This is a genomic window from Streptomyces lomondensis, from assembly GCF_014651035.1.
GTDB lineage: Bacteria > Actinomycetota > Actinomycetes > Streptomycetales > Streptomycetaceae > Streptomyces > Streptomyces lomondensis.
The window spans coordinates 408,387-416,930 of record NZ_BMWC01000008.1 but is presented as its reverse complement, the minus strand read 5'-3'; the positions used below and the strand labels follow the sequence as shown (position 1 = coordinate 416,930).

General features: G+C 74.5%; 7 protein-coding genes. 1 reads left to right on the top strand and 6 read right to left on the bottom strand.

All coding sequences use genetic code 11. The features are described from left to right. Window positions 1-87: 87 nt before the first annotated feature. The 4 genes from IE255_RS26980 to IE255_RS26965 all read right to left on the bottom strand — a co-directional run bounded on the left by IE255_RS26980 (window position 88) and on the right by IE255_RS26965 (window position 4,255). A complete protein-coding gene (locus IE255_RS26980) occupies window positions 88-873 on the bottom strand; it encodes a GAF and ANTAR domain-containing protein (protein WP_190052952.1) in 786 nt (261 codons plus the stop codon). Between the two features lie 253 nt (window positions 874-1,126). Continuing rightward, a complete protein-coding gene (locus tag IE255_RS26975; protein ID WP_190052980.1) occupies window positions 1,127-1,837 on the bottom strand; it encodes a TIGR03943 family putative permease subunit in 711 nt (236 codons plus the stop codon). Further along, window positions 1,834-2,841 carry a permease gene (locus IE255_RS26970; protein ID WP_190052951.1) on the bottom strand — a complete coding sequence of 336 codons (1,008 nt, stop codon included), beginning with the start codon at window positions 2,839-2,841 and terminating at the stop codon, window positions 1,834-1,836. The genes IE255_RS26975 and IE255_RS26970 overlap by 4 nt, the downstream gene beginning before the upstream one ends. Before the next feature lie 70 nt (window positions 2,842-2,911). Beyond that, a complete protein-coding gene (locus tag IE255_RS26965) occupies window positions 2,912-4,255 on the bottom strand; it encodes a helix-turn-helix domain-containing protein (protein ID WP_190052950.1) in 1,344 nt (447 codons plus the stop codon). Window positions 4,256-4,384: 129 nt separating this feature from the next. Here IE255_RS26965 and IE255_RS26960 point away from each other — a divergent pair, with 129 nt between their 5' ends. Then, entirely contained in the window at window positions 4,385-4,549 is a 165-nt protein-coding gene (locus IE255_RS26960) for a hypothetical protein (protein WP_190052949.1), read from the top strand. A 62-nt stretch (window positions 4,550-4,611) separates the two neighbouring features. Here IE255_RS26960 and IE255_RS26955 read toward each other — a convergent pair whose 3' ends face one another. Further along, window positions 4,612-6,018, bottom strand: a complete 1,407-nt coding sequence (locus IE255_RS26955) for an extracellular solute-binding protein (protein ID WP_190052948.1) — start codon at window positions 6,016-6,018, stop codon at window positions 4,612-4,614. After that, complete coding sequence (locus IE255_RS26950) at window positions 6,018-8,543, bottom strand: substrate-binding domain-containing protein (RefSeq protein WP_190052947.1); 2,526 nt, start codon at window positions 8,541-8,543, stop codon at window positions 6,018-6,020. Before IE255_RS26950 ends, IE255_RS26955 begins: the two co-directional genes overlap by 1 nt. Window position 8,544: the final 1 nt, after the last annotated feature.

Sequence of the window (8,544 nt, the reverse complement as noted above, 5' to 3'; positions counted from 1 at the left end):
GCCCAGCGGGCATCCCGGGCGTCAGGCCGGTGGGCGCCCCGGGCGTCAGCCCAGCGGGCGTCCCGGATCAGCCCAGCGGGCGTCCCGTCAGTCCCGGTCGAAGTGTCTGCGGTGGGCGATCACTTCGCGTGCCACGTCGAGGGCCGTGCGCCCGCGGGCGAAGGCGTCGCCCCGCAGCCGCGCGAGGGCGTCGTCCGCGCCGACGCCGAGCTGGGCCATGATCATGCCGACGGCCTGGTAGACCTCGTCGTGCTCCGCGGCCAGCCCGCTCAGCCAGGGCTGCCCGTCCTGCGCCCCGGGTTCGTCCTCGCGGGGCAGCGCCATCAGGGCCACCGTCATGACACCGGCCACGAGCCGGGCCACGTGCAGCTGGCGGTCGGTGAGCCCGCCCGGGCGGTCGCGGTAGAGGTCGAGCGTCCCCACGTACACCGCGTCGCTGCCGAGCGGCACGGCGTACACCGCCCGTACCCCGGCCGCCGTCGCCTGCTGGGCGAAGACCGGCCAGCGCCCGGCGTCCCGGCCCGTGGTCAGGTCGCGGGCGAGCACGGGCGCCCCCTCCTCCAGCGCGCTCTGGCAGGGGCCGTCGCCCAGCGTGGCCTGGATCTCCGACAGGTGGGCGGCGTGCGGGCTGCTCGCGCTCAGCTGTACGGGCATGCCCTGGCTGCGCAGCGACACGCTCGCGCCGATCACCGGCAGCAGTTCGACCGCCACCTCGCACAGCCGGCCCGGCACCTCTCCGGGCTCGGCGCCGTGCACGCCCCTGGCGATCACGTCGGCGGCCCGGACCCCGTCCAGGTCCAGGTCACCGCCCCCGGTGCGGCGGGGACCGGGGTCGCCGCCGGGGGCGCCTCCTGGGTCGTCCCTGGGCCGCACGACAACCGCCTCCTCTGATCACCGCGGCCTTCACGTCTGACGGTCTTCCGGGGCGGCCCCACTGGATGGGTGCGGTGACGGGCCCACACGCACGACCACCCACCGGCCGGCCGACACCACGCACACGCACACGCACCGACCAGCCGCCACTCGCCCGACCGCCGTGCTCCGAGCCCTCCCGGAATCGTGCCCCGACTACCCGAGGCCGGTGGGGCGAAACCACTCCGTGCGGCCGTCGCCGCGGGGCTCGGGCTCAGCGCTTCTCGTACGGGTTGTCCGGCTGCGCCACGCGCCGTACGGACGTCACGTCGACGACCGGCGGCCAGGCGGCGGAAGAGCCCAGCGCGCCCCTGGGACGCCAGGTGCCGGTGACCGTCACCCACGTGTCGACGGGCGGGGCGTCGGCGCCACGCACCTCGGCCTTGGCGGTCGTCGCGTCGGCGGCGCAGCAGGAGACCAGCAGGCGGGTGACGTACCAGGTGCCGCCGTCGCCGCGGGTGACGAAGCCGGTGAGGCGGATCGTGCGTCCCTTCAGGGAGCGGGCGCTGTCGTAGACCGCCCGGGAGCCGAACTCGCCGAGGGTGAGGTCGACCGGGTCCCCGGACGGCAGGGCCGGGAAGCTGCCGACGCCCTGGGCCGCCCGCTGGGCCGCCTCCCGCTCCGCGCTGTAGGAGCCGAGGGCGGGCGGCGGGAAGAGGAGCAGGGCCAGGGCGGGAAGGGTGAGCAGCCAGGCGACACGGGGGCCGGCGGGGCCGTGGGCGTGGCCGTGCTCAGGGTCCTCCCCGTCCGTCCGGACCAGTACCGCCACCACCACCCCCAGCAGCACCAGCACCACGCCGGACACCACCAGGTAGGGCCGCAGCCCCTCCTGGACGTACCGCAGGTACAGCTCGCTGAAGAGGGACACCCGCAGGATCGCCGCGCCGACGAGGGCGAGCAGCACGGCCGGTCCGTAGCGCCTCACAGCAGCCACCACCCCACCAGGACGCTGCTCGCCACGGCCACCACCCACGTCGCGGCGGAGAACCGCACCGCGAAGGCCCTGCCGAACGTGCCCGTCTGGAGCGCGATCAGCTTGAGGTCCACCATCGGCCCGACCACCATGAACGCCAGCCGCGCGGTCGGCGAGAAGCCGCTCAGCGACGCCGCCACGAACGCGTCGGCCTCACTGCACACGCACAGCACGACCGCCAGCAGGGCGAGCAGCAGCACCGACAGCCAGGGCGACCCGGTGAACACCTCCAGCAGCGACCGCGGCACGACGATGGCGAAGGTCGCCGCGGCCGCCGCGCCGACCACCAGGAAGCCGCCCGCGTGCAGGAAGTCGTGCTGAAGGCCGGAGACGAAGGCGCGCGGACCGCCGCCCGGCTCATGACCGCCGCTGCGCTTCGGCGGCCGCAGCCACTCCTCCCGCCCGAACCGCGCCCACAGCCAGCCCATCACCACGGCCGTGGCGAGCGAGGCGGCCAGCCGGCCGAGGACCATCTCCGGCTGCCCCGGGAAGGCGACCGAGGTCGCCACCAGGACGACGGGGTTGATCGCGGGCGCCGACAGCAGGAAGGCGAGCGCGGCGGCGGGGGCGACACCCCTTCGCATCAGGCTGCCCGCCACCGGCACGGACGCGCACTCGCAGCCGGGCAGCACGACCCCCGCCGCCCCCGCGACCGGCACGGCGAGCACCTCGCGCCGGGGCAGCAGCCGGGTGAAGACCCGCTCGGGCACGAACGCCCCGATCGCCGCCGACACGACCGTGCCCAGCAGCAGGAAGGGCACGCCCTGCACGGTGATCGCGGTGAACACGGTCCACCAGGCCGCGACCGGCGGGGTGGAGAGATCGAGCGCCAGCAGGGGCCCGAGCACGGACCCCACCGTCACGACGACGATCAGCGCGGCGCCCCCGAGGACGGCGTACACCACGGCCCGCAGGCCCAGCCGTATGCCGTCGGCCACCGTCCGTCGGTTCTCCACGTTCCCCGCCCTGGTCGTTCACATCCCCGCAGGAGGCTAACCCGCCCCCCTGTGCGAGGACCGTGGTTCCTCACAGAGGAGGCTGTGCGGGCGCGGGCCCGAGGGTGGTGGTGCCGGGGGCCGTACGGTGTCCGAGCCCCGTCCGGTAGGCGTCCAGGGCCGCCTCCACCCGCCCGGTGCGCCGCAGCAGGTCGCCCAGCAGCCGGCACAGGTCGGCCAGGTCCCCGGCCGCGCCCGCCCGCTCCAGCAGGCTCAGGGCGCGGACGTAGTGCTCCTCGGCGTCCTCGGTGCGGCGGGCGTCCTCGGCGATGATGCCGAGCAGCCGGTGCGCGGCGGCGGAGTGGACGGCGCCGCGCTCGGAGGACAGGTGCCCGAGGACGTCGTGCAGCAGGGCCGCCGCCTCGTCGGACCTGCCGCGCCGGTGGAGCACGTCGGCCAGCTCCACGGCGACCTGGCTGCTGTAGAGGGCGGCGCGCCGGGCGGACAGCATGCCGAGGGCCTCCCGCAACTCCGCCTCCGCACGCTCCAGTTGGCCGTCCTGGGCGTAGACGTAGCCGCGCATCCAGTGGCAGTTGGCGAGTTCGGTGCGGATCTGGAGGCCGCGGTACAGCTCGGCCGCCTTGGCCAGCGAGGCGTCGGCCTCGGCGAGGCGACCCTCCGCGACCAGGGTGCGGGCGACCGACCGGTGCATACGGGCGACCAGGGCCGGGTCGCCGGACCGCGGGGCGAGCGCCAGGGCGAACTCGGCGGCCTGGGCGGCGCGGGCGTGCGCGCCCATGTCCATGTACGGCCCGATGGCGCTGGCGTAGAGCAGCAGGAGGGCGTCGGGGTCGTGCAGGCCGCCGCGGTTCAGTTCGTCGAGGGTGGATTCCAGCAGGTAGACGGCGTACCGCAGCTCACCGGCGAGGTAGTGCGCGACGGCCCGCCCGCGCAGGGCCGGGACCCGGGCGGGCAGGGGCGCGTCGGCGAGACGGTCCTCGGCCCGCTCGAAGTATTGCCGGCCCGCCACCAGCTCGCCCGTCTCCAGCGCGCACTCGCCGAGCCCGAGCAGGGCCGCGGACTGCTCGGCGGCCAGGCCGTGCGTCTCGGCCTCGCCGAGCAGCTCGGCGTACTGCTCCGCCGCGGCCTCGGCCTCACCGACGGCGAGGGAGCGCTGCGCCTCGGTCAGCCGCAGCCGCAGCTCGGTCACCAGCCGCGCCGAATGCCCGGTCGCCAGCTCGTCGAAGGCGACGCCGAGCCGCTCGGCGAGATGCCGCAGCGCGTCGTCGGAGGGCCGTACCCGGCCCGACTCCAGGGTGGAGATGTAGGCGGGGGTGTACGTGGGTTCCGCCAACTGCCGCTGTGTCAGCCCGCGTTCGGCACGCAGTCGCTGCACCCGGCGGCCGATGGTCCCCGGGTCGTCACGTTCCCCCACGCCAACTCCCCCTGCGCCTCTTGCCGTTCGGCCTGGACAGCCTCTAGGTTAAACGCAGTGTTAAGCAGGAGTGTGGGACACGCTTAATACGCTGCCGCCCGTAGTCACCGCCCCTGTTGCGAGGTCGCCGTGCTCGAACGCACACGCTCCGCCGAGCGGTACGCCAGAGGCTTCGCCGCCGCCGTCGTCGCCGTCGCGACACTGCTGCTGGCGGCGAACGCGGGACCGGCGAGAGCGTCGGAGCCACCGCCCGCACACGAGGCGGCCGACTCGGTGCACCACCGGCACGGCTGAGCACTCGTCCGCCCGCCTCCGCCTGGTGGGGTGTCTACACGGGAACATCACCGGGAGGAGATTCAACCGGGCAGAATTTTCCTCAATGCCTCGTCAAGGCTTTTCGCGATCTCCGCGTCGTCCGGCCGGCCCTCACTCGGGCTCGGGCCGTACAGGGCGTCCAGTTCGGTGATGACGGTGTGCGTCACGGCGCCGTACAGCGGAGTGCGCGGGCGGTCCACGCCCTCACGGAGGGCCGGGAGCAGGATGTCGCGGCCGAAGCCGACCCCGTCGGCGATCCGGTCGGGGGGCAGGCGGACGGTGCCCTCGCCGGTGGGCGACGCCGCGGGGGTCTCGGCGTACGCCCGGGCGTGCCGGCACCGGGGAGCGGCGCCGGCTTCCCGGTAGGCCGAGTCGCGGGTCGCGGCGAACCCGGCACGCAGCAGGCAGCGTTCGCTGTCCGGGTCGGTGAGGAACGCGATCAGTTCCGCCGCCTTCGCGGCTCGCTGCTCGGACGTGGCGGAGGTGACGGCCAGGTTCTGCCCGCCGAGGACCGCCTTGCCGGGCAGCCGGGTCACGCCCAGGTTCTCCCCGAAGGTTTCGTGCAGGGTGGGGTAGACGTACGGCCAGTGCCGCAGGAAGGTGGTGCGGCCCTCCGCGAAGGCGCTGAGCGACTCGGCCTCGCGGGACTCGGCGGCCTCGTCGAGGGTGTACGCCGGGGTCGTGCGCGCACGCAGTTCGGCCACGCCCGCCGTGAGCTGTTCCACGGTCGCCGCGTACTCGCCGTCGCCGTCGGTCAGCCGGAGTCCGGGCACGGCCGAGGTGAACGCCTCGATCGCGTTGACGGTACGGCCCTCGTACGGCGCGAGCTGGGTGGTCCAGCCCTCGTGGTCCTGGGAGCCGAGGCGGTCTTTGACGACATCGATCTGTTCCCGCAGCTCGTCCCAGGTGACCCCGTCGCTGAGGTCTGTCCGGGAGACTCCGGCCTTCCGGAGGTGGTCCTTGCGGTAATACAGCAGGCCGGCGTCGCTGTTGAACGGGACCGCGTACCGCTTGTCGTTCCAGTGCGCCGTCCTGTCCACCGACGGGATGATGTCGCCGGGGGACCTGACCGCCGCGTCGGTCAGCGGGCGGATCAGGCCCGCGGCGGCGAACTCCGGGACCCAGGTGACGTCCAGGTTCACCACGTCGTAGTCGGCGCTGCCCGACTGGAGGGCGCCGAGCAGCTGGCTGCGCTGCTGGTCGGCGGAGCCGGGCAGTTCCACCAGGCGGGCTTCGTAGCCCTGCGAGGCCTCCTCGGCGTTCCAGGCGTCGATGAGCTGCTGTCGTATGCCGTTCTTGCCGGTGACGTCCTGGCCGCTGGCCACCACGATCCGGCGGCGGTCGTCGGCCGCCGCCGTCGGCTCGTCCCGCACGTCACCGCCGGTGCAGGCGGCCAGTGCCAGCAGGGACAGCAGCGCCAGTACGGCGGCCGGCAGGCGTCGGGCCATCATTCCTCCCCCGTTCCGGTGCGGGCGACCTCGTCGCGCAGCGCGGGCACGAGGTCGTCCCCGGCGTCCAGGCAACGGCCCTGGGCGGCCTCCGCGACGCGCGTGCCGGGGCGGTCCCGGTCGCAGCCCCCGCTGTTCAGCGTCACCATGACCACGGGCACACCCGAGGCGCGTGCCCGCTCCTCCACCTCGCGCAGGCGGCCGCCGGCCAGGCGCTCGTCGTCCTCGCCGTCGGTGAGGTACACGATCAGCTGCGGCCGCTCGTCGGAGGCACCGCGCTCCCGCATGAACGCCAGCGCGTCCAGCAGGGCGGCGCCCGGATCGGCTTCCGCGTCCCGCACCTCGGCACCTCCCCTGCCGGTCTTGAGGGCCTTCTCCGCCCGCGCGCGGGGATGCGTGCCGAAGTCCAGCAGTTCGGTATGCGTGCGGCCCTCGATGCCGTGCACCGCCCACACCCCGTACTCGTCCCCCCGGCCGAGCCCCGTCAGCGTCTGCTTGAGGATGCCGGGGCCGCCGCTGGGGCCGTCCCACAGGCCGGCCATCGAACCGGAGCTGTCGAGGAGGTACAGCACCCGGCCGGGTCCGTGCGCGTTGGCGTACCACTCCAGTGTCCTGTCCAGCTGTGTCGCGTCCGCGGAGTCCGCCGGCGGAACGGAAGCGGTCAGCCCGTGGCCGGCCGCCTCCCCGCCGAGCAGGCCGCGTTCGCCCGTCGCGGACCTGAACCCGTGCTCGCCGAGCACCTTCCGGCCGCCCTCGCCCGTCAGCCAGTCGCGGAACCGGTCCACCTCGTCGTCCCGCGCCTGCGCGTCCTGGTCACCGCCCTCCCAGCGCACCCGCACGAACGTCGGCTCGAGACCGGGTACGTCGTCGGGGTAGACGGCGGTGCGCTCGGCGCGCCTGACCGAGTGGCAGCCGACACCGCTCCTGAGCAGGAACTCCGGGACCAGGACCGCGCTGCGGCCGTCCGCGGCGTCGTCCTCGGGCAGCGTGCACAGCAGCCTGACGGCCGAGGGCTCGGGCCGCCCGGCCCGGGCGATGTACTGCTCGGCGCCGCGCACATCGGCCCCGTCGCCGTACAGCCCCACCGTCGCCAGCAGCGCCGAGTCGCTGAACTCGGGGTCGGGCCTGCGCACTTCGGCCTTGGGGTCGGCCTGCTTGAGCGCGCTGACCAGCTCCGTCAGCGACTGCCGGGTGGGCGGCAGGTCGGCACCGAGGCCCTCCGGGACGGCCAGCACGACCGGCGAGTACGCGAACGGCTCGGCGTCCGGCTCCAGCCGGGCGAAGACGCGTTCCACCTGTGCTTCGGTGGCCCGGCCGACGTCCGCGCGGGTCGCGGGGATCCACACGTCCGGCTGCGGTCCGATGTCCCGCTGCGGGTTGACGTCCTCACGCGGCTGCTGCCACGGGTCGGACCGCTCGCCCAGGGCGGTCACCACGTGGGCGGCACCCGCGCTGTAGACGGTGATGCCGCTGCGCCGGCAGCCCTCGTCGGTGGTGTTGGCCGCCGAGGCGAGGTAGGCGTCCGCCCCCGCCCGCATCGCCGGCTCCAGGTCGGGATCGGTGAGGACCCGCAGCTCCAGGGGCGGTTCGCAAGGGCCGGAGTCGCCGGTCAGGGCCAGGACGACGTAGCCGCCGGCGCCGGTGACGAGCAGCGCCAGGAGAACCGACAGGGCGGTACGGCCGAGCCGGTCGACGGCCTTCCGGGCGCGGACGAGCAGACGCCGGAGCCAGGCGAACCGGCCGGGGGGATCGACCGGCGGAGTCCAGGGCCGTGGGCCCGCCGCCAGCAGAACGTCGTCCTTGTTCCAGGGAGGGGCCAGCGCCTGCGGCCGCTGCGGGTCGTTGGCCTCCGCCTTGTACTTCGCCTCGGCCATCCGCTGCTTCACCGCGTCGTACAGCTTGGAGAGCCACACCTCCCCGCCGCCGCCGAGGACGTGCACCAGCTCGCGGGTGAACGGCGTCGCGATGTCGGCGTCCCCGCCCAGGATGCAGCGGTTGGGCTGCACGCTCATCAGCAGCAGGATCTTGTGTTTCTTCCGCTTCGGGTCGTCGAAGCGGTGCCAGATGCCCGCGGCGTTACCCGCGTAGCAGCAGTCGAGGATGACCACCACCTGCTCGGCCTTGCTCTCGGCGAGCTCGCCCAGCACCTGGCTGAAGGTGACCGAGCCGGGCAGGCCCTCGCCCGTGAGCACCCGCGCGGTGCGCATCTGCAGGTGCAGCTCGTTGCCGGAGGTGGAGGTGACGGCGTGCCCGGCGAAGTAGAGCAGCAGCAGCCCTCTGGCCTCCTCGCAGGCCTGGTGCAGCGCCCCCGTGAAGTCGTCCGGGGTCGGCGAGGCCAGGGCCCGCACCTCACCCGCGCCGAACACGTTGCCCCGGTTCAGGGCGTCCTGGAGGGTCGTCCGGTTGCGCCGCACGGCGGGGAGCTGGCCGTTGACGCCCTGGGGATCCGGCACCGTGTGGTCGTACTCGGACACACAGACCAGCAGCGCCCGGTTGGCTCTGCCGCGCGGGTCGAAGCGGCTCACC

What these genes read in the sequence shown, in the direction of transcription:
- IE255_RS26955 (WP_190052948.1), bottom strand. Translation starts at nt 6,018, where the DNA reads ATGGCCCGACGCCTGCCGGCCGCCGTACTGGCGCTGCTGTCCCTGCTG.